Here is a 21,509-nt window from a genome sequence, read left to right on the forward strand (position 1 = left end):
GAGTCCCAATTTTGGGTTTGAGGAAGCCTTCGTGCAATGGGGCTTCTGACCCGGTCGATGCGGCAGCACACGTCCAGATTCCGCTGCAGCATGAGGGCTACGCCCCCGTTGATTGGACGTGGCACGAACCCCCCACGTCAGCGGCTATACTGTCGCTTCCCTAGTGGTGCGTCACGTTTTCCATGATGGCCAGTACTGTATTCAGGCCGCAGAATGGCGTATTCAACACAGCGTGTTCAATTCGGCCCCTGACAGTCTCAGCTTGACTGACCACTAGTCTGTACCGCTCCGCACATCACTGTCCTGACGGGGGCGACGAAAACGAGAGCTTCTGTGGCTACCTGTGCCCAACGATGTCGACTGGCAACCGCAGCCCCAGGCACAAAGGCAGACCACGGGGCGGACCCCTTGTATCTACCTTATCTTCACGCAAGCCGAGCGTGGACTCCTTGACAGTGCCCCCTGTAGTCGATACTGTACGGATGCGCGGTTATTTAGAACTGGTCTAAATAAGATTTGCCGACCGGAATGAGATTCCATCCTCCTCATCGTCGTCGTGGCGGCTCCTGCGAGCGCTCGGGGATATGCTCTGTTTTCTGCCTCCTTCTCCTCTTTCTTGTGGGAACGCCCTGGGCCGTTGCACAACCCCGTCCATCAGTAGCAGCGTCGGACACCACGGCTCCGCCCGACTCGCTTTGGCAGATGGACCTTGACCCGGTTGTGGTGACCGCCACGCGGGCAGAGCGGGCGGCGAGTGAGGTATCGGTGCCCGTCTCGGTGATCGGGCAGCAGGAGATCGAGGCGCAGGGCGCAGCCCGCATGACGGACCTGCTTGCCAACCAGCCCGGCCTCATGATCAACAACGACCACGGCTCGGGCCTCCAGATCCGCGGGCTCGGCGCGGAGTACACGCTCATTCTGCTGAATGGGGAGCCGATCATCGGGCGGACGGCGGGGACGCTCGACCTCGACCGCCTCACGACCGGCAACATCGAGCGCGTAGAGATTGTGCGCGGTCCCACCTCGTCGCTGTACGGCAGCGATGCCCTGGCGGGGGTCGTCAACCTCATCACCCAGCGGCCGGACGACGGTGTTGGCGGAAACGTGCGCACCCGCTACGGCACGCACGGTACCGTCGATCTCAGTGCCCGGCTCGGCGGCAGAAGTGGGCCGTGGCAGGGATCGGTCTTCGTGAATCGGTACCGGACCGGCGGATACGACCTGGCCCCCGGCACGCTGTCGCCCACCCGGCCCGGCTACGTCGACTACACGGCGCAGGCCCGCGGGCAGTACGATGCGGGCGAACACACGACACTGTCGCTGCAGGGGCGTCTCGCGGCGCAGTCGCAGGACTATACCGTCGGCATCAGTAGTGCCGGCCCCTCCGGTGAAACACCACACACCCAACGTGCTGAGCAGATCGACTGGAACGTTTCACCCGAGATCGAGCAGCAGCTGGGCGCGGGCTGGCGGCTCACGGGCACGCTCTACGGCGCCGGCTATCACACCGATCAGACGCTCCGCCGCACGTCCAACGGAAGGGTCCGCAGCTCGTCGACGCTCGACCAGTACCACGGCGAGGCCGAGACGGTGCTGCGCGGCACGATCGGCAGCACTCACCTGCTCACGGTGGGGGCCGGAGCCACGCTCGAAACCATCAACGCCGACCGCAAGACCGGGCAGCGGGTCGGCGGCTTCGGCTTCGTACAGGATGAGTGGAGCCCGGTGGATGCCCTCGACGTGACGGCGAGCGTTCGCCTGGATGGCAACAGCGACTACGCCTCGCGCCTGAGCCCGAAGCTGGCCGTCCGCTACGCGCTGCTGGATCGCCTTTCGTTTCGCGCGTCCGTCGGCAGCGGCTACAAGGCCCCGGCGTTTCGCCAGCTCTACCTCGACTTCACCAATCCGCAGGCCGGGTACTCGGTGCTCGGCGTGACGGAGGTGCAGGCGGGGCTGCGACGGTTCGAGGAGCAGGGCCAAATCGACACCTTCTTCCGCGATCCGAGCACGCTAGGCGATCCTCTCTCTCCCGAGACCTCACGTGCCTTCAACGTAGGGCTCACGGGTACGCTTTGGGAGGGCGCCACGCTCCGCCTCGACCTCTACCACAACGAGGTCGATAATCTGATCGACACGGAGGCGGTGGCCCGCAAGGCCAACGGGCAGAGGGTCTTCACCTACGTGAACCGAAACGAGGTTTTCACCCGCGGCGTCGAGGCCCGCCTCACGCTCCGTCCGGCTTCCGGGCTTCGCGTCCAGCTTGGCTACGACTACCTGGAGGCTAAGGACCGGCAGGTGTTGGAGCAGCTGGAGGAGGGCACCATCTACCGACGGGAGAACGGGCGCGACGTACGGGTGACGGTCGACGACTACGCCGGGCTGCCGGGACGCGCCACCCACTCCGGCACGACGCAGCTCCGCTACCGCTATGCGCCGCTGGGGCTGACTGCCAGCGTGCAGGGGACGCTCCGCGGCCGCGCCGGCTACGCCGACCTCGACGGCAACGGCATTATCGACGCCGACCGCGAATATCTGGAGCGCCGTATGCTCTGGGACGCCACGCTTTCGAAAACCATTCGCGACAACTACACGCTGCGGGTCGGGACCGAGAACCTGCTCGACTACACGAATCCCACGCGCGTCCCGTCGCTTCCGGGCCGCACCTGGTTCGTGGAAGCCCAGGCCCGCTTCTAACTCCCCTTTGCTTCACGCACTCACTCCTCAAGCATTCACCCCTCACGCAACACGCAATACGAACAATGCTCAACCGAATCATGCAACGCTCTTCTCTCCTTGCCCTGCTGACGCTGACGATCGGAGCGGTTGTCCTCTCGGCCTGTGACAGCACCGGCGCCAACGAGAAAGAGGATCCGGGGGAGACGGCGACCCTTGTGACTGTGGAGAACCTTCCCGCCGATCCCGACACGACCAGCGGCCGCGGGCGACCGCAGGGCTACGGTCAATTCGCCTTCTTCAATCTGCGGGATAGCAGCATCGTTCTGCACTCCGACGAGTCGACCCGGTCCGATTCGGCATCGACGAAGTGGGACATCGCCTTCCAGAGTACAGACATCATCGTGAACGGGGGAGCGAACGGACCGGGGGAGGGCGCAGCGTACGTCGCTGAGAAGGCCTTCCAGGAAGTTACGGAGGTGAATACCGACAGCCTGAAGAAGAACCGCGTGGAGAACTGGTACACCTACAACGCGAATGGCAATCACCTCGTCCGTCCCACGCCGGGTCGCACCATCGTCGTGCGCACGGCCGACGGCGAGTCGTACGCCAAGATTCGCATCCAGAGTTACTACCGTAATCAGAATACGGATAACGAGTCGCGGTACTACACCTTCGAGTACGTGCTGCAGACGGACGGCACGTCGTTCGAGTGACACGTGATTCGGGAAGTGTGATGAGGGAATCGTGATGCGTGGCGGGAGAGAAGCAGCCCGATTCCATGCATCACGTCACACGCTTCATTTCCAGGTTCTACGCACTACGCAACACGTAATACGTACAATGCCGATGCTTCGACTCCTCCTCAGCGTTCTGGCCGCATTCCTCTTCGTCGCCTCGCCCGCCAGGGCACAGTCGGACACGGTCGCTGCCGACGATCCCGGGCTCCTTGTGCTGGCTCCCGACCGCGGCTTTCTCGGCAACGAGAAGACCCGCGACGTGATGGCTGATTTTCGCGAGCACACCTCGAACGTCGGGCTTGCCTTCGCGACGTACGAGGAGACGACGTCCAACCTGAACGAGGGGCTTTCGCAGATTGATACCGAGAACGGCGTCGTGGTGCTGCCGCTCTTCCTCTCCACCCACCACACGCTCTACCAGTCCGCCCGGGAGGCCATGCCGACGGTCGAGAACGGCGTGCAGTGGGCTGCGCCACTGGGCACGAACTACCTCGCCGAGGAAATTCTGTTTGATCGGGTCGAGGCCCTCTCCGAACAGCCGGACGAGGAGGCGCTGGTGGTGGTCGGGTACGGCGCCACGGACGCCGCGGGGGCCGATTCGATTCAAGCCGACCTCCAGGCCTCCGCCGAGCGCGCGGCCGAGAAGTACGGACTGGCCGGGAGTGGGCAGGTCGTCGTGCAGTACGCGAGGAACGCGTCCGAAAAGGCATCTCGCGCCGCCATGGGGACGGCGACGAAGACGGTGAAAGCGGCGGCCGGCGAGCACGAGCGTGTGATTGTCGTGCCGTACAATCTGGGGATGGAGTACACCTCGATGATGTCGAGCTGGTCGTGGATGAGTCGTCCCCTTGGATCGATCGACGGGGTGGTGGCGAACGGAGAGGCGGTGCTCCCCCACCGGAACGTGGAGCGCTGGCTGCGGCGCACGGCCACCACCTACCGCCCCCTCTCGCCCGACGACGTGGGCGTGATTGCCGTGCCGCACGGCTCGGAGTACAACTGGAACGAGACCATGCGGACGGGCCTCGACCCGCTTACGGACGACTATACCATCGCGGAGGCCTTCAGCATGGTCGATCCGGTCGTCGTGGAGCGGGCGGTCCGGCAGCTGGAACAGGAGGGCTTCAAGGCGGCCGTGATGGTGCGCATTTTCTCGATGGAGAGCAGCTTCCAGGAGAAATCGCATTACATTCTGGGTCTTCGAGACACCTTCGGTCGAAGCATCATGGGCGAGAGCTTTCCCGAGCGCATTCGCACGCACCTGCAAATGACGACGCTCGGCGGCCTGGAGGCTGACCCTCACTTTGCAAAGGGTCTCCTCGACCGGGCACAGGCCATTAGCGAGAATCCGTCCGACGAGACGGTCATTCTGCTGGCACACGGCACCGGCTCCGACGAGGAGAACGCGCACTGGATGGAGAACCTGCGCACGATCGCCGACACGATGCAGGCGCACGGCGGCGACGCCTTCCGCGACATCAAGGTGCACACCTGGCGCGAGGACTGGCCCGAGAAGCGGAAAGAGACGATCCCCGAAATCCAGCAGATGGTGAGAGACGCGTCGGAGGACGGCACGGCACTCGTCATTCCCGCCCGCACGACCTCACAGGGGCGCGCCTCGGAGTACCTGGAGGGACTCGACTACCGCTACGGCAAAGGGTTTGCGCCGCACCCGCAGTTCGAGGCGTGGATGCGGAAGCAGATCGAGACGGGCATCGACCGCCTGCAGGCCGCGCCGCAGTCTGAGGCAGAGACGGTACAGACGGCCTCGTCTACCGAATAGCGCCCAGATGAACCGTGAGGCGTGGCGTGGATGTCCGATTGCTCGCTCACGCATCACGTCATTACGTTTCAAGGCACGCTCCCATACGCCCCACGCCCTTTGCCTCTCGTCCCTCGAATAGCAGGCAACGACCGGGACTGGAGCAGATTCCTCGCAGGCCTCCCCCGCGCTCTTACCTCCCCACCATCCATGCCCTAACGCTCAACGCCAAACCCTGACCCCCCAACTGCCCATGTACAATCTCCACAGTCCCAAGCTCTTCCGGACGCGTCACGGTGCGATTCTGCGGTGCGAATGCTGCAGCCGGATCCAGATCGAGTTTCGCGAGCACGTCTTGCTGGTAGACGAAGACGAGTTCGAACTCTTGATGCGGACGGTCCGGCAGGCGCTGGCCCAGCTCCGTGAGGCCGAGGAGCAGGAGTCGTGGCAGCTGCAGGCGCAGACGGACGGAGGAGCGGTCGGCGTCGTGCTTACGGAAATGTCGCTGGCGGCCCTGCACGAACTGCTCCAGGGAGCATGGGCGATGTATGTCCTGGAAGAGCGCATCGACGCCGCGACGACCGACCTGGCAGACCGGGCCACCGACGTCGTGCGCGATCATCTGCCATGCGCGGGATAATCCCACCAGCGGGATTCCGCCGTGACGACCGTCTATAGACCCACGGATCCCTGGCTGTACCGATTGTGCAGCGCCCCGGATCGTTTTTCCAGCTCCGAGCGCATCGGGGCGCTCGGCCTGCCCGAGACGGGCACCCGCCCTCATCATCGAATCGACGGACCAGACGATATTCATTCTCATGCGCACCCTTTCGCTTTCTCTTCTCCTCACCGCCCTGATTGCGATTGCTGGCTGTGGGGACGGCGACGGTTCCTCCAACTCATCCTCCGATGCGGCGAACGAGGCCGTTACCGAGGTGACGATTACGCCCGTCGGCAATCAGATGCAGTTCGAGCAGACCGAGTTTACGGTGCCGGCCGGTGAGGAAATCTCGCTCACGTTCAAAAATACGGCGACGAGTTCGGCGATGAAGCACAATGTCGTCCTTCTAACGACCAGCGAGGGATCCGTCGTGACGCGGGTCGGACAGGCCGGGACGCAGGCGGCCGACAACGAATATGTGCCTGAAGATGACGCCGTCCTTGCCGCCACGGGCCTTGCCGATCCCGGGGAGACGGTGACAGCCACGTTCACGGCGCCGAGCGAGCCCGGCAGCTACCGGTACATCTGCACCTTCCCCGGGCACTACGCGACGATGCAGGGCACGATGACGGTCGTCTCCCCCTGACGCGGTCGCGTGTCCCGGCCCTCTGCGGATCTCCCTGACCACTGCTTCCAATCCCATGACCCACTCGATCGACGATTCGTCCCTGATCTTTCAGACGGAAAATGGCAAAGTGCTCCGCTGCGCGTGCTGCGATCGCATCGAGGTCGTCTTTGGAAACATTGCCGTTGCCGAGGAGCCGTTTCTCTTCAAGCGATTCCGTCAGGCGGTGAAGCAGATCGACGTTGAGGCGCAGCAGAGCCGCATCGATGCGGAGCGCCCCATCCTCCTGTCGGTGGACGGCGACCGATTTGCGTTCCGCTTCACGCGGGAGGAGGCGCTTGAGCTGGAGGAGTTGCTCGACGGTGCGGCGGCGATGCTTGAGCTTGGGGAGATTGTGGACGAGGAGCTTGGGTCTGATCGCACGTCCTGATCGGCAGCAGATTCACAGTCACGATTCAGAACACGAAATCAGAATGAGCGAGCCAACCTCCATTCAGCAATTCGACGAGGAGCGCGCGGACGGGTACGATGATCGAATCCGCCGCATCGCGCCCGGCTACGACGTGCTGCACGGACTGCTCTCCAGCGTCATGGCGGCGACGCTGGGGGATGAGGCCCACCTTCTCGTCGTGGGCGCGGGGACAGGGGCAGAAATCGCTGCGATGGGGGAGGTGCAGCCGGGCTGGCGCTTCACCGCGGTTGATCCCTCACCGGAGATGCTGGCGCGATGCCGCGAACGGATGGCGGGCACGGACCTGGACGGACGCGTGGAGTACGTCTGCGAGCGCGTGGAGGACCTATCGTCTGGCCGAACGTTCGATGGGGCCACCTCGATTTTCGTCTCGCACTTCCTCCAGACCCGCGAGGCAAAGGAGCAGTACGTCGAATCGATTGCCCGGCGGCTGCGGTCGGGGGCGCCATTCGTGTTCGCGGACCTCTACGATCCCGAGGACGAGGCCGATCAGTTGTGGGCTGCGTGGCAGGAGTGGTTTGCGCGGGTCGGGGCGTCGGACGAGGAGGTAGAGCGCACGTTTTCAAAGATGGAGGACGAGATTTCGTTCGTGCTGGAAGAAGAGCTGAACCAGATTTTGCAAGCGACGGGCTTTGCGGAATGTACTCGCGTGTATCAGAGCTTCCTGTGGGGAGCATGGTGGACGCAGCGCGGCTGACAACCGGATGAGCGGAGTGGGGATGCAGGATTGGTACGGAGCACGTCTCCCAAAGTAGGCGGATGGATCGGTGAGGAGCGCTGTGGGTATGGCACCTTACCCTTCCCGTCTGCACTTCTCTCGTTTACGACCGTCTCCGTTCCCATGACCGACGCCGCCGACGCCTCGTCCGACTCGTCGCCTTCGCTGCTCCGCCGCATTGCCATTTGGGGCGGGAGCATTCTGGGTGGGCTCTTCGTCCTGATCCTGGTCGCCGCACTGCTAATCCCCCAGTTTTTTACCTCCGAGGAGCTGAAGGGCTACGTCATTCCGCCGATGGAGGAGGCCACCGGGCGGCAGGTGGAGATCGACAACATCGGGCTTCGCGTCCTGTGGACGCCTGCCGTATCCGTCTCGGGCTTTCGCCTCGCCAACCGGGAGGGGTACGGCCCGGAGCCGGGCGTGGAGGCACAGGAGTTGAACGTGGAAGTCGCTCTCTGGCCGCTCCTCACCGGCGCCATCGAGCCGTCGGCCGTGGAGCTGGTCGACCCGGTCATCCGCTACGAGATTGCGGAGGACGGGAGCACGAACTTCGAGGACCTGATGGGGGGTGACACGACGGAGGCCGCGGCCGAAGAGGACGAGGCGGTGCTTTCCATTCCCGTCTCCAACTTCCGCACCACGGGGGCGCAGGTGCGCTATCGGGATCGCAGCACCGGGCAGGCGCTGGAGCTCGACTTCGACGCCCAGCTCAGTGCGCTTCCCGACGGCAACGCCCTCACCAGCGCGGGCACGATCGACGTGCAGGCCCTTCGCGCCGTGCTGCCGGATGTGCGGGAGGACACGTTGTCGGTGACGGACGCTACGATCACGTACGACGTGCGGGCGGCGCTGGCGGACGGGCAGATCGATCTGTCGGACCTCACGATCGAGACGGCACCCATTACCGTGAGCACCACCGGCGCCGTGACGCGTCTCAACACGCGTCCGGCGGTGGACCTGACCGTGGAGACGCGGGAGGCCGACCTTGCCCAGCTGGCGGCGTTTGCCCCGGCGGCCGCCGGGGAGGGCCTCAACCCGCAGGGTTCGCTCCAGCTCAAGACGACGATTCAGGGGCCGCTCCCCGACAGCACCGGGGCAATGGACAGTCTCGCGGTCGACGGCACGGGACAGCTCTCTGGCATCGGCGTCGACTATCAGGGCAGAGCGCTCCTCCGCGACTTCTCGGCGGACCTGGCGCTATCCCTGCAGGAGGCGGCCGTCCGATCCATGCAGGGGCAGCTCCTCGGCGCTGATCTCAGCGGAAATGTCGCCGTCGGGGATCCGATGGGCACGCCGCAGGTCGACCTCGACCTCGAAACCGGTGCGATGAATCTGGCGGACCTCGCGGCGTTTGCTCCGCCCGAGCAGGTGGAGGGCTACAATCCGCAGGGGACGCTCCAGCTTGCGATCAAGGCGACGGGGCCGATTCCAGAGGACACGGAGGGGATGGATCAGCTGACGGTCGACGGTACTGGGCAGTTGGCGGGTGTGGGCGTCGACTATGACGGCACGGCGATGCTGCGTGAGCTGGGGGCCGACCTCTCGTTCTCCTCCACGACCGCTGCGGTACAGGGCCTCAAAGGGCAGCTTCTCGGCAAACCGCTGGAGGGCACCGTCACGATCCGCGATCCGCTGGGGAGCCCCGCGGTAGACGGGCGGCTGGCCGGCGCGGCGGACATTGCGGAGCTTGCCTCCCTGGCGGGCGAAGACGCGGAAATGGAGGGCCTACGCGGCACGGCCGACTACGACGTGCAGTTTGTCGGGCCGGTGGACACTCCCGACGCCATCCGGCCCAACGGCCGGATTCGGCTCACGGAATTCCGATATCCCTACGAGGGATTCCGGCACCCCGTCGAGATTCCGGATGCCACCGTACGGCTCACCGGCACGGGCCTTTCGATGGACCGGTTCACGATTCAAACCGGCGAGCAATCGATGGCGCTGCAGACGACCGTTCGCAACCTCTTCCCGATCTCGAAGGGGCTGGCCGAGACCAACCCCGCGATGGCTGTCGACTTTGCCTTCACGTCCGACCGTCTCGACCTCGTGGAGCTGTATCCGGAAGCGACTGGGGACACCTCGGAGGTCTACTACTCGCAACTCTTCGCCGCCACACTCTCCGGTTCAAAGGTGAACGGACGATCGCCGGAGGCCGTCGCGAAGAAGCTGTACGGCGGCACCGAGCTTCCGGCCTACGCCGTGGACGGAGATGTCGAGATCGCGACCTTCCTCAACGATCCGCAGCGCGTGGACAATCTCGCGTTCGACGTGCAGATGCGCGACCGGCGGTTGGAGATGCGCAACCTGTCAGGGACCACGTATGAGGGACAGCTCGCCGGATCGATCACGTTTGACCAGAGCGGGTCGGCCACGAGTGCGGCCCGCTCCACGAGGGAGTCGGTGCTGCTGGCCTCCACGACCGGCGGCGCTGCCCCGATGCCCCCCGCGTCCGACCTCGACTACGACATTCGGCTCAAAGGGGCGCGGGCCGGGGCCTTTCTGGAGGACTGGACCACGCTCGGGCGCGTCGTCAACGGCACACTCGATCTCGAAATGAACGGCGACACTCCTCTCACGGAGGGTTTCCTGCCCGTGGCGAACGCGCTTACGGCCAAGGGCACGTCCATTGTGGCCAACGGGGGCCTCTCACTGAACCTCGGCGCCGTGAAGATGCTCACCGACAAGCTCGGCCTCGGCTCTGCTTTGACCTCCTTCAAGCGATTCGGTGGGCCCTTTACCATTGAGAACGGCACGCTGGAGATGGGGACGTGGGAGATGGGCGGCGCGTCCACGAACGCACGCCTCTCCGGAGCGCTCGGCCTTGGCGGCAGTGTGGACGTGGAGATGCGGATGGACCTGCCGCTGACGGCCCTGCAGAAGAGCAACATTCCGGGCCTCGTGGGGGGCAAAGTCACGAGCCTCGTGCAGAAGCTGGCCGGCGGGGATGTGGGTAGTAACACGATCCCCGTGCGCGTTCAGGTGGGGGGTACGATGAGCGATCCGACCGTAGAGGTTGTGGACAAGGAGGCCGTACGCTCCGCCATTCAGAAGATGGTGAAGGAGGAAGGGCTCAACCGCGTGCGGAATCTGTTTGATGGGGGGTAATGCCGTTCGGGACATGTTCCCGTTTCTCGTCTTGCCCGCCCGATCGACAGAACGGCGAACGCCTCCGAGAGAGCGGGACCAATTTACAGTGCGGAACCGAGGCGAATGCAGGTGCTATTTTGTGGAGGAAGCGGCTCACTATTTTTCGTAAAGACGGTACAGTTGGATGTCTCACTCTCCCTCCCGACGCGACTTTCTGAAACGAGCGGGTTCGGCTCTAGCCGTTTCCACCATCGGCTTCCCCTCCGTCCTTTTGCCGAATCGGGACCGGACGATTGGGGTGGCGCTCTGCGGGCTGGGCAGCTACGCCGGCGGACAGTTGGCGCCGGGGCTGCAGAAGACGGAGCACTGCGAACTGCGCGGCATCGTCACCGGCTCGCCCGAAAAGATTCCGCGGTGGCAGCAGCGGTACGACATTCCGGACGCGAACGTTTACAGCTACGAGACGCTGCCGGACATCGCCGACAACGACGACATTGACGTGGTGTACATCGTCACGCCGACGGGCGTGCACGCACGAGACGCGATCAAGGCCGCAAAGGCGGGCAAGCACGTCTGGTGTGAGAAGCCAATGGCGATGAACGAGGAGGAGTGCCAGGCCGTCATCGACGCGGCGGACGCGAACAACGTGCAGCTTACCATCGGCTACCGGCTGCAGCACGAGCCCAACAACCGCACCGTCATGCGTTACGCGGAAGAGGAAACGTACGGCGCCGTGACGGAGGTGAAGGCGGGCGCGGGCTACGATGGCGCGCACCCTGATCCGGACAACTGGCGGCGGGACGCAGAGCTTGGCGGCGGCGCCCTCTACGACATGGGCGTCTATTCCATCAACGCCGCCCGGTACGCGACGGGCCTGGAGCCGGTGGCCGTGACCGGCCGCACGTGGTCCGAGCGGGACGACATGTACAGCGAGGTGCCCGAGTTTGCCGAGTTTACGCTGGAGTTTCCTGGCGGCGTCACGGCCACGGGCGAAACCAGCTTCGGCAAATCGACGAACTATCTCGATGTGACGTACACCGACGGCTGGTGCCGGCTGCGGCCGTACCAGTCCTACTCCGGCGTGCAGGGTGAGACCAGCGACGGCACGCAGCTCCGACCCAGTGGTCGCGACCAGCAGGCCCGTCAGATGGACGACGACGCCCGTGCGATCAAGAACGGCGAAGCGCCCCTCGTGCCCGGCGAGGAGGGCCTAGCCGACATTCGGATCGTGAACGCGATCATGGAGTCATCGGAGAAGGACGGGGCGCGGATCGAGCTCTAGCGGTCCATGCCCACATCCGTTTCTGATACCTAGTTCGGGGGTAAGCTCCGAGTATGGAGGCCCATCGGTTAATTTCAGGCCGTCTGGGTCACGTGCATATGCCGAGAATGGCTCCAGTAGCACCGTTGGAGTCCAACGGCGCTGCGGATCCTTTCAGGAATCGGAATTAAGCTATCGGATTTGGTAGAATCGGACACGCTCGGTTACCGGTCCCGCCGGACGTACAGGTCCTCGACGTATCCATCTCCGGTCCGGTCCACCAGTGCCGCCAATGGATGGCCTCCGGCCCGGACCCGCAATACCCGCTCGCCGGTCCGATCCGTCGAGACCCACTGGGCGGTGAGGGCGCCGCGAAGATCGAGGCGACGGCGCTCCGCTTCGAGGCGGCGCACTCCGGAGCGGCCCAAAATGTCGATCAGGATTTCCACACGGATGGACACGCCCTCGTCCCGGTGGGGGCGACGGCGAAAGACAATGTCTCGGGCCGGTCGTCGGTGCCAGCGCGGCGCCCGGTGCCGATAGACCCTGCCCCGGTGGTTCACGACGATAGCGGCGCCCCGTTGCTTCCGGACGGCGATCCGGCACTTCATTGGGGGCGGTTGATGTCCGGGCGGGCGGCCCGGATACCAGAGGCGGCACAGGCCGCGCGGTGGACGATGTCCCTTCGGGATATGGAGGCCGCGGGAGCGTTGACCGCGATGCTTGGTTTGGCGCGAACGGCCTCGGGACGCATGCTGCTTCCTGTTCTTCGCCCATCGTTCCTCATGATCAGCTCGGTCAGGAGTTGCCTCGGATGCACGGTCCAGTCCGGGCGGGACGCCGCCGGGAGGCCCTTGGCCTGAGGCCGTCATGGGATGGAGGGCAAAGAGGAGACCGAGGAACAGGACTGCGAACCCCCGAACTTGAATGCTCATGGCGACGGATCGCTGATCGTGAGTGGGCATGCGCATCCGGGAAGCCGTCGCCAAATTGGGAAACGTAACAGAATATCGTGGAAGAAGAGGGAGGGATCGCCGACAAAGGGCCTTTCGGTCGTTACGAAAGCCTCCGAACGTCGAAGACTACCACCCGATAATGGGTTGTGAAAGCGGCGGCCAGGCATCGAAGACCCCAGGACCGCGGGCCGCCGGGATGATGTGTTTGCCCAGCAGACGGAGGATCTGCGTGTTGTGATTGTCGCTGCCGGGCGGGCGATCGCCGAGAGCGGACGTGCAGACCACGACGAGATCCAGCCGAGGCACGACGAAAATGTACTGTCCGCCGTACCCCCACGCGAACGCCACGCGCTCGCCACCAAACCAGTGCGTGAACCAGAGGTAGCCGTACTGATGATTGCGGTACGTCGACAGCACGTAGGTCTTCCAAGAGAGCGTGATCCAGTCTGGGGAGAGCACCTGCTGTCCGTCGAACCGACCGTCGTTCAGGTACAGTTGCCCGAACCGGAGCATCCCTCGCGGCGTGAGCGACATGTTGTTGCCGCCGAAGTAGCGGCCCACCGGTGAGCGCTGCCAGCTCCGGATGCGCATGCCGAGCGGGTCGAAGAGTCGGTCTTGCGCGTAGGCTCGGAGCGACTGCCCCGTTGCCTCTGCGATCGCGGCCCCTAGAATGTGCGTGTTGCCGGTACTGTAAATCATCTCCCCGCCGCGCCGGTCCACCATCGGGCGTTGCAGCGCATTCGCGACCCAGTCGCGGCTTGTCACCCAGGCGCCGTAATTCCCGAAGCTCGTCGACTCCAGTCCGGCCTGCTGCGTGAGCAGGTTGCGAATGGTGATTCGTTGCTTACGGGGAGCGTTGGCCAGCAACGCCGGAAAGAGGGGGCCGATGGGCTGGTTGAGACCTGAGAGCGCTCCCTCTTCGATGGCAATGCCCGTGAGGGCGCTGAGCACACTCTTGCTGGCAGACTTGAGGTTTGATCCACGATTGGGTCCGCCAGTACCGAAGTAGATCTCCGCGACCGTCGTGTCGCCGCGGGCAACGAGGAGACTAGTGAGGGGCGGAGCGATCTCCTCGGCAAGGGCCGCCGCCTCGGCAAGGGCGGCCGCGTCGAATCCGTGTGTTGTGGGCGGATGGGCGCGCCAGGTGACGGTTCGCCCCTCCTCCTGTGCCTGTACGGCGGTTACGTAGAAGCAAAGACTGAGGGCAACGGCGAGCCCGACTCTGAATTGGGCCCGGAGACTGCGGGGAAGGGGAACGGAGTGATGCACTGCGGGAGCACGTTCGGAGATGAGGGGGACTGCGCGTACTCTGCGGCGAAAGTGTGTTGGATTCCCAATTCTTTGGAACCGTCTAATATGGCGCTCTTGGTGTTTCCGAAGTCGGCTGTTCGCTATACCTTGAGCGGGATTCTCTTTGAGCGCTCGCCGAAGGTTATCGGAGGAAGGTGTAGCTCACCTTCAAGGTGAAGGTGTTGCGCGGGAAGAGGTCCAGCGCGTCGGCGACGTGATCCCGGAAAGAGCGCTCGTAGAGCGACCGATCCCGGCGGGCGAGCGGGTTCGCGCTGGGGTTCGCGCGCCGCCCGTGCGTCCACACCAGGAAGATCGTCGAGCCGGGGCGGTACTGCCATCGGAGTACCGAATTGGACTGCAGGCTCTGAATGGCAAACTCGTTCTGCTTTGGATAGGCGTCAAGTGGAACGAGCGTGTCGCGGTCCTGCAGGATTTGGAAGCGATCGTAGGTTCCCTGGGCGACGAAGAGCTGGCCGTAGAGCTGCAGGGAAAGCTGAGGCGTGAACGTGATCGTTCCTCGCGTCGTGACGTCGATGGACCGGGTATCTCGTTCTCCGAAGACGGGAACGAAGTACCGACGCGGACTTGTGGTGATAGGCTCAACCCCTTGGAGGGTTTGGTCGAGTTGATTCGGGCCGAGGGAGAGGTAGCGTGCAGGGGTGCGGCGGGCCTCCGTGCCGATTTGCCATCCTCCGTCTGTCCGGCGGAGTGCCTCGTTGGCCGACCAGGCCGTCACGCTCCGCTCCCATTCTGCCTCCACGTTCGCCGAGAGCGAGAGACGCGTGCCCACGTCGACGTTGCCTCGGAGCCCTGCCGCGTAGCTACGCCCGCCGTCCTCTATCATCGTGAATCCCGCCTCGGGTTCGATCTCCCAGCTGCGGCGGCTGTCCGTCGTAAACTCCGCTTCGACCTTGGCCTGAGCCGGCTCTGCCCAGGGGCCGAGGCCTCGTGTCTCATACAGGTCGTATCCACCAAAGGGGTTCTCCGCTTCTGCGGATACCTCAATCCGCTGGAAGCCTCGGAGCACCCAATTGGTCCCCACCTCAAGACTCAGTCCCTGATTGAGGCCGTTTTGATAGGAAAAGGACTGCGTATTGAAGGTGCGCACGCTCGCCCGCTGAAACGGGCCGAAGGACTCTCCGCCGTTGATGTTGTGTTCGACGGAGGCGAGCATCACGACCATGTTGTTCTCCCGTAGCTGACCGAGGTCGTTCGGATTGAACTGATCCCCGAAGACATCCAGCCCAACGAAGCCGGTCCAGTCGCCCTGTCGCTTGCGAAGCCACGTTTTCCCGGCCGCTCCGGCCCTCGAGTCCTGTTCCGCCGGTGCAGGGCGGAGGTGGGTAAAGGCGGCGAATCCCTCCACGCCGTAGCGATTGTCCCCGAACCGGAGGTCCCAGTCGGCCCCACCGGTGAGGCTGCTCCGTCGGTCCGGCGTCTCTTCTCTCGGAGCGGACATCCCAGTAACGATGCCGCCGACACTTGAGTAGCGCCCGAGTTGCTGCTTGAGCCGGGCCACGCCGTAGTGCCGCGTGGGGTCAAAACTCTGCCCCGTGGTCGCCCCAAGGACACCGTACGAGAGGTCCCCCTCCGTCCGTCCTGAGAACTTGGCCGCACCCACAATAGGGGCCTGCGCGCCGATACGGCGAGTGTAGAGCAGCTCTCCGGGACCGGCGCTAAATTCGAACTTGTTGATCCCCTCCACGAAAAACGGGCGCTTCTCGTCGAAAAATGTCTCGAAGGCGGAAAGATTGAGTACAGCCGGATCCGACTCGACCTGCCCGAAGTCTGGGTTGACAGTCACGTCCAGGATCGAGTTCGGTCCTAGCCCCACCTTCACGTCGCCACCCACGTCGAAGGTGCGGTCCCACTCGGCCGTGCCTGGAACCTGTTCGCTTTCCTCGGCGCGGGCCCGGCTGAGCGTGTAGGGGCGCACCTGCACGTTGCGGCGGGATTCGATTCCCGTGATGCCCGTCACGTAGCCAAACTGAGACACGAGATTGGTGCGCTCCTCCCGGGGCACGAGCGGCCATTCGGCCTGCTCTCCGAGTCGTGGAATCGTGCGGGTGAAGTGGATGCCCCAGCGCTGGGTCTCGGCGCTAGAGAAGCGCAGCATGCTGTAAGGGATTTTGAGCTCTGCCATCCATCCCTCCGAGGTGAGGCGGACGTCACTGTACCACACGGCATCCCAGGACGTATCGAGGCCTCTGGGGAACAGGGCACCGCCTCCACCTCCCCCCTGGCCTCCGCTGGAGCGCGTGGCGTCGAGCTGCACACCTGCCGCACTCACCCCGAAAGCAAAGGCCTGACGTCGGTCCAGGTCTGAGTCGATCGAAATTAGAAACCAGTCCGCCCGGTTCCATTCATCACGTCGGCCCATCGTAGCCTGAACGCGACTCGGGTCTTGGTCGTGCATCCGGGCCCCGACGTAAAGATGGTCCTCGCCGTAGAGAACCCGTACGTCGGTCCGGTGGGTGGCCGCCGCGCCCTCGTCGGGCTCAAATTGACGGAAGTCGCTGATCGAAGTGGCTTCCGTCCAGGCAGTCTCCTGCAGACGACCGTCGACGCGGATCTCGGAGGCCGGTGTGGCCTCCACCGTGGAGCGCTCCTGGTCGGCGGCGGTCTGTTGTGCCCACACGTGGCCTGGAACGCACAGGCTGGCGGAGAGGGCAAAGTAAAGTAGAAGGGACGGAGCAGGAACGGAAGGCATAGTACCGTAAATGGCGAGTCAGAAGAAAGAACTCAGGTGGGGACGACATGCCTCCCGGTCCACTTCTGTCCGTCCCGAGGGGTTCCGGCCCGGCCGACGAAGTGCACGAGCCTACCGCAGAGCACACTACAGAAGGATTCTCCCTCAGATCCGGTCTTCCTTTACCCTCAGTGGTCCCCGATCGCCCCTCTGCCGGTCCGGCATCAGAGGAGGCAGGCAAAGCCGCCATTCCTCCGTCCAATGTTATGACGTGCGATTGCCGTACAATCGCTGATTGCCAATGCCTACGTCGATACGACGCTGTGTTCTGCATCATCCCCTTCCGCTTCATGTCAGTTCCGTCGATGCGGCGTGTCCTCAGCCTCACCTTTCTCCTCGTCGTTGCATGCGGCACCCTCGTAGCTTGGACCCCCGAGCCGACCGTTTCGGACAGCGCAACCGTCTCGAATGGTACAGCGTCAGAAACCGCTGCGTCGGGTTCCGTTCCCGAGTACGCCGAGAATGGGATGGTCGTCTCCGCCAAGCGGTGGGCCTCCGAGGCGGGCCGATCACGAAGGGCGTTTTCGGTGAGTACGTGCGCTGGGGGTGTGCGCAGGCCCTTCGCGTGTAGCACCCCGACGACAAGCGGGTCTTCTACGGCAGATCCGATTCCCGGAGTGACGGAGCCGCCGTCGGTGAGAGGACGGGTCGTAGCCCGCGTCGAATCATTGGAGAAACAGTCTGGACGGTTCCGCGTCCGAGATACGCACTTCGGTACCGTCAACCCCTTTTTATAAACGCGGACACGAGGAAGGGCTCGTGCCCCAGATGATCCTGTGGCCTACCGTTACAATCTCCATCCCTCATACGGCCTCGTCGTTATTCGGGCACAGGGGGCCAAATGGACTGGGGAGGACATTTTGGAGAGTGCGGACGAGATCGTCGCGGACGATCAGTTTGCCCCGGACTACGACTGGATTTACGACATGCGCTACGTCCATCACACCGTGATTGACGTGGAGGAGATCGAGCGCATCGTCGATCGATTTCGGGCCTTTCGCGAAAAGGGACGGGTGGATTCCAACAGCAATTCTGTCATCGTAGGCTCGGACGAGGACGTGCACTTTACGGGGATCCTCTACCAGTACAAGTCGAATCGTACTGAGAGCCAGTTTCAAATCGTGGACACGATGGAGGCGGCCCTGCACTGGCTTGGGGTCGAAACGGCGGCCTCGGAGCTCCTGGAGGAATAGAGCAGAGGGCTTCACGTCGCAGTCTGCTTGATACACCGTTTCGGAACGTGTCCTTTCCCCGAAAGAGTGGCGTGGGCCCATCCCGCTTGCCGCGGCCGCGGCCATTTCTCGATCCCGGGATCGACCCTGGAACAGATCTCCGTTCGCCCGGTGCCGTCCCACTGTCGCTGTTTTGTACCGTAGTTTTCCCTCAGCATGCTGCCCTCATCGGTTCGTTCTCTCGTCGGTGTTCTCGTTTTGCTCTTGGCGATTCCGCTTCCCCTTTCCGCCCAGCCGGCATCGGTCGACACGGCGCTTTTTCGTGATCTCGACTACCGGATGGTCGGCCCTACCCGCGGCGGGCGTGTGACGGCGGTAGAGGGGCATCCTGCTCATCCCAAGACCTTCTATATGGGCGCCGCCGGCGGCGGGGGCGTGTGGAAAACCACCGACTACGGGGAGACCTGGATCAATCTCACGGACGGGGAAAACTGGAAAAGCACGGCGATCGGGGCACTGGAGGTGCCTGCTTCGGATACGAGTATCGTTTACGCTGGCACCGGTTCGGAAGCCATCCGCGCCAATGTGACCACCGGACGCGGCGTCTACAAGTCGACGGACGCCGGCGATTCCTGGCAATTTTTGGGACTGGAAAATGCCGGACAGATTGGCGCCATCAACGCCCATCCGGAGAACCCGGACCGCGTGTTCGTCGCTGCGCTTGGGCATCCCTTCGGGAAAAACAAGCAGCGGGGCGTCTTTCGCTCCACGAACGGCGGCGAAACGTGGGAGAAGGTCCTCTATGCCTCCGACTCGACGGGAGCCGTGGACCTCGCATTCCATCCAAACAACCCCGACGTGATCTACGCTGCGATGTGGCGGGCCGAGCGGAAGCCGTGGACCATTATCAGCGGCAACGACGGGGGGGACGGCCTCTACAAGTCGACCGACGGGGGAGATACGTGGACTCAGTTGGAAAACGGGCTCCCCACCGGACTTGTCGGCAAGATTGACATCGCCGTCACGCCCGCCGCGCCGGATCGCGTCTACGCACTTGTGGAAGCACCGGGCAAGAAGCAGGGCCTCTACCGCTCGGACAACGCCGGCGAGAGCTGGCGACAGGTGAGCGACAAAAAGGAGATCATGAGCCGCCCGTTTTATTTCACCCACATCTTTGCCCACCCCGAGGACCCGGATCAGATCTTCGTGGGCAATGTCAACTATTGGGTGTCGTCGGACGGAGGGCAGACCTTCGACACGAAAGAGGTGACGCACGTGGACGTACACGACCTCTGGATCAACCCCGAGCAGCCTGAGATTCGCATTCAAGGAAACGATGGGGGAGCAACGGTGTCGATGAATGGAGGGCAGACGTGGTCTACGCAGCACAACCAGCCGACCGCCGAGCTTTACCAGGTGAACGTGGACGAGCGGTTTCCCTACTGGCTTTATGCCGGACAGCAGGACAACTCGACGATCGCCGTGCCGAGCCGTCCGCCCGCCGAGAGTGCGCCCGCGGGGCCGTCGGCCTGGTGGAAGGCCATTGGCGGCTGCGAAACCGGCCCCGTCGTGCCTCAGCCCAACACGCCCATCGTGTTCGGCAACTGCAAAGGGCGCTTTGCCCGATACAGCCAGGAAACCGGCCAGGCGCAGCAGTACTGGGTGGGGGCGCAGTACATGTACGGCCAGAACCCCGCCGAGCTGGAGTGGCGCTTTCAGCGCGTGGTGCCCATCGAGATCTCGCCGCATGACTCCAGCGTCGTTTACCACGCTTCGCAGTACGTGCATCGAACCACGAACGGGGGGGAGGACTGGTCCCGCATCAGTCCGGACCTTACGGCGAACAAGCCACAATACCAGATGCGCTCTGGCGGCCCCATCACCAACGACATCACGGGCGAAGAGCACTTCAGTACCCTCTACGCCGTGCAGGTGTCGCCTCACGACGCCGACGTGATTTGGGCGGGCGCGAACGACGGTCCGGTCCACGTAACGCGGGATGGTGGGGAGACGTGGACGAATGTGACACCGCCCGACGTGCCCCCAAACGGGCGCGTCGACGCCATTTCGCCGTCGCCCCACGCGCCCGGCACCGCAACGGTTGCCATCCAGCGACGCCTCCTCAAGGACTTTGCGCCCTACATCTACCGCACCACCGACTACGGCGAGACGTGGACCCGCATCACGGACGGCATTCCGTCGGATTACCCCGTGCGAACCGTTCGGGAGGACCCGAACCGCGAAGGTCTGCTTTACGCCGGCACCGACTTCGGACTGTTCGTGTCGTTCAACGGGGGGCAACAGTGGCAGCCCCTCCAGCGCGACCTCCCGGTGACCCCCGTCACCGACATTCGGGTCCATCGAAAGGATCTCGCTCTCTCCACCATGGGGCGTAGCTTCTGGGTCCTCGACAACTTGACGCCGCTCTACCAGATCGACGAGCAGCTCGCCGAGGCCGACCGTCACCTTTTTGCTCCCCGCGACGCGTACCGATTGCGGTACTGGGGGGGGCAGCGCGGCCCGAGCGGGCCGGAGTACCCGGCCGCTGGGGCGATGATCGACTTTTATCTGGAGGAGGCGCCGGACCAGCCGATCACCCTCGACATTCTCGACGGCACTGATGTGGTGCGCCGGTTTGTGGGGGTAACGGAGCAGATGGAAACGGCAGACGAGAGGAGCCCCGCTCGGCCGATGAAGGCCCCGGGTCCTGTCGAGCCGAGCACGATTGACACGTTTACGGTCCACGCGGGACAGAACCGGTTCACCTGGGACCTGGAGTACCCCGAGGCAACGCCGAAGACACAGGGTGAGGGCACGTACTTCGGCGTCTACAGCGGCCCGATGGCCCTTCCCGGCTCGTACCGCGTGCGTTTATCGGCAGGCGATTGGGACGCGACGCAACCCCTGACGGTGAAGATGGACCCGCGTGTACAGAACGCGGGGGTGACGAAAGAAGACCTGGAGGCGCAATTTGCGCTGAACCGCGAGATCCTCGATGCCATCGGCACGGCGCGCGCCACGGCCTACGCCATCGACTCGGTCCGCACGCAACTCCGCAACGCCGTAGAGAATGGGCAACGCGATCAGGGCACGGTGCAATCGACGCTTGATCGTCTCGGCGCTCTCCACGCAAAGCTGGCAACCTCGACGGAGGGCAGCTACCCGCCCCCCAAGCTCATTGACCAGCTGGAGTACCTCTACTACATGACGAGTGCGGCCGACCAGAATCCTGGATCCGACGCGCCTGCCCGCTTTCAGACGCTGGACAAGCGCCTCAGTGACATTCGTGCCGAATGGAAGCAGCTCCGACGCCAACTCGATCTTCCGACGACCGACTGACATC

Annotated in this window: 14 protein-coding genes; 11 read left to right on the top strand and 3 right to left on the bottom strand. The window is 64.0% G+C overall.

Features of this window, described 5'->3' with window-relative positions; all coding sequences use genetic code 11:
* Positions 1-702 precede the first annotated feature (702 nt).
* The 9 genes from BSZ35_RS12410 (at position 703) to BSZ35_RS12445 (ending at position 12,020) form a co-directional block, all read left to right on the top strand.
* Positions 703-2,694 carry a TonB-dependent receptor gene (locus tag BSZ35_RS12410; protein ID WP_258096214.1) on the top strand — a complete coding sequence of 664 codons (1,992 nt, stop codon included), beginning with the start codon at positions 703-705 and terminating at the stop codon, positions 2,692-2,694.
* A gap of 80 nt (positions 2,695-2,774) precedes the next feature.
* Positions 2,775-3,389, top strand: a complete 615-nt coding sequence (locus tag BSZ35_RS12415; RefSeq protein ID WP_258096215.1) for an HmuY family protein — start codon at positions 2,775-2,777, stop codon at positions 3,387-3,389.
* Between the two features lie 133 nt (positions 3,390-3,522).
* On the top strand, positions 3,523-5,196 hold the full coding sequence (locus BSZ35_RS12420) for a hypothetical protein (RefSeq protein ID WP_146110076.1): 1,674 nt from the start codon (positions 3,523-3,525) through the stop codon (positions 5,194-5,196).
* Between the two features lie 232 nt (positions 5,197-5,428).
* Complete coding sequence (locus tag BSZ35_RS12425) at positions 5,429-5,815, top strand: hypothetical protein (RefSeq protein WP_105012743.1); 387 nt, start codon at positions 5,429-5,431, stop codon at positions 5,813-5,815.
* 178 nt (positions 5,816-5,993) lie between these two features.
* Entirely contained in the window at positions 5,994-6,482 is a 489-nt protein-coding gene (locus BSZ35_RS12430; RefSeq protein ID WP_105012744.1) for a plastocyanin/azurin family copper-binding protein, read from the top strand.
* A 55-nt stretch (positions 6,483-6,537) separates the two neighbouring features.
* Positions 6,538-6,891: a DUF6686 family protein gene (locus tag BSZ35_RS19585; RefSeq protein ID WP_181149324.1), complete on the top strand. Its 354-nt coding sequence runs from the start codon at positions 6,538-6,540 to the stop codon at positions 6,889-6,891.
* Between the two features lie 43 nt (positions 6,892-6,934).
* Complete coding sequence (locus tag BSZ35_RS12435; RefSeq protein ID WP_181149325.1) at positions 6,935-7,630, top strand: class I SAM-dependent methyltransferase; 696 nt, start codon at positions 6,935-6,937, stop codon at positions 7,628-7,630.
* 144 nt (positions 7,631-7,774) lie between these two features.
* A complete protein-coding gene (locus tag BSZ35_RS12440; protein WP_105012746.1) occupies positions 7,775-10,756 on the top strand; it encodes an AsmA-like C-terminal region-containing protein in 2,982 nt (993 codons plus the stop codon).
* 166 nt (positions 10,757-10,922) lie between these two features.
* On the top strand, positions 10,923-12,020 hold the full coding sequence (locus tag BSZ35_RS12445) for a Gfo/Idh/MocA family oxidoreductase (protein WP_105012747.1): 1,098 nt from the start codon (positions 10,923-10,925) through the stop codon (positions 12,018-12,020).
* Between the two features lie 203 nt (positions 12,021-12,223).
* On the opposite strand, the gene BSZ35_RS19590 is transcribed toward BSZ35_RS12445, so the two are convergent.
* The 3 genes from BSZ35_RS19590 to BSZ35_RS12460 all read right to left on the bottom strand — a co-directional run bounded on the left by BSZ35_RS19590 (position 12,224) and on the right by BSZ35_RS12460 (position 16,955).
* The gene (locus tag BSZ35_RS19590) at positions 12,224-12,610 is read right to left on the bottom strand and encodes a hypothetical protein (protein ID WP_181149326.1); all 387 of its coding nucleotides are present in this window, start codon (positions 12,608-12,610) and stop codon (positions 12,224-12,226) included.
* 471 nt (positions 12,611-13,081) lie between these two features.
* On the bottom strand, positions 13,082-14,224 hold the full coding sequence (locus tag BSZ35_RS12455; protein WP_105012749.1) for a serine hydrolase: 1,143 nt from the start codon (positions 14,222-14,224) through the stop codon (positions 13,082-13,084).
* Between the two features lie 163 nt (positions 14,225-14,387).
* Positions 14,388-16,955: a DUF5916 domain-containing protein gene (locus tag BSZ35_RS12460; RefSeq protein WP_105012750.1), complete on the bottom strand. Its 2,568-nt coding sequence runs from the start codon at positions 16,953-16,955 to the stop codon at positions 14,388-14,390.
* A gap of 815 nt (positions 16,956-17,770) precedes the next feature.
* On the opposite strand from BSZ35_RS12460, the gene BSZ35_RS12465 reads away from it, so the two are divergent.
* The gene (locus BSZ35_RS12465; RefSeq protein ID WP_105012751.1) at positions 17,771-18,187 is read left to right on the top strand and encodes a hypothetical protein; all 417 of its coding nucleotides are present in this window, start codon (positions 17,771-17,773) and stop codon (positions 18,185-18,187) included.
* A gap of 195 nt (positions 18,188-18,382) precedes the next feature.
* Positions 18,383-21,505 carry a hypothetical protein gene (locus tag BSZ35_RS12470; protein ID WP_105012752.1) on the top strand — a complete coding sequence of 1,041 codons (3,123 nt, stop codon included), beginning with the start codon at positions 18,383-18,385 and terminating at the stop codon, positions 21,503-21,505.
* Positions 21,506-21,509 lie beyond the last annotated feature (4 nt).

It is taken from the genome of Salinibacter sp. 10B (assembly GCF_002954405.1).
In the GTDB taxonomy this organism is placed as follows: Bacteria; Bacteroidota; Rhodothermia; order Rhodothermales; family Salinibacteraceae; genus Salinibacter.

Bases quoted from the DNA above. Each gene is read 5' to 3' on its own strand.
- BSZ35_RS12420 (WP_146110076.1), top strand. From the start codon at position 3,523: ATGCTTCGACTCCTCCTCAGCGTTCTGGCCGCATTCCTCTTCGTCGCC.
- BSZ35_RS12410 (WP_258096214.1), top strand. From the start codon at position 703: ATGGACCTTGACCCGGTTGTGGTGACCGCCACGCGGGCAGAGCGGGCG.
- BSZ35_RS12415 (WP_258096215.1), top strand. From the start codon at position 2,775: ATGCAACGCTCTTCTCTCCTTGCCCTGCTGACGCTGACGATCGGAGCG.
- BSZ35_RS12430 (WP_105012744.1), top strand. From the start codon at position 5,994: ATGCGCACCCTTTCGCTTTCTCTTCTCCTCACCGCCCTGATTGCGATT.
- BSZ35_RS19590 (WP_181149326.1), bottom strand. From the start codon at position 12,610: ATGAAGTGCCGGATCGCCGTCCGGAAGCAACGGGGCGCCGCTATCGTC.
- BSZ35_RS12440 (WP_105012746.1), top strand. From the start codon at position 7,775: ATGACCGACGCCGCCGACGCCTCGTCCGACTCGTCGCCTTCGCTGCTC.
- BSZ35_RS12445 (WP_105012747.1), top strand. From the start codon at position 10,923: ATGTCTCACTCTCCCTCCCGACGCGACTTTCTGAAACGAGCGGGTTCG.
- BSZ35_RS19585 (WP_181149324.1), top strand. From the start codon at position 6,538: ATGACCCACTCGATCGACGATTCGTCCCTGATCTTTCAGACGGAAAAT.
- BSZ35_RS12470 (WP_105012752.1), top strand. From the start codon at position 18,383: ATGCTGCCCTCATCGGTTCGTTCTCTCGTCGGTGTTCTCGTTTTGCTC.
- BSZ35_RS12435 (WP_181149325.1), top strand. From the start codon at position 6,935: ATGAGCGAGCCAACCTCCATTCAGCAATTCGACGAGGAGCGCGCGGAC.
- BSZ35_RS12425 (WP_105012743.1), top strand. From the start codon at position 5,429: ATGTACAATCTCCACAGTCCCAAGCTCTTCCGGACGCGTCACGGTGCG.
- BSZ35_RS12460 (WP_105012750.1), bottom strand. From the start codon at position 16,955: ATGCCTTCCGTTCCTGCTCCGTCCCTTCTACTTTACTTTGCCCTCTCC.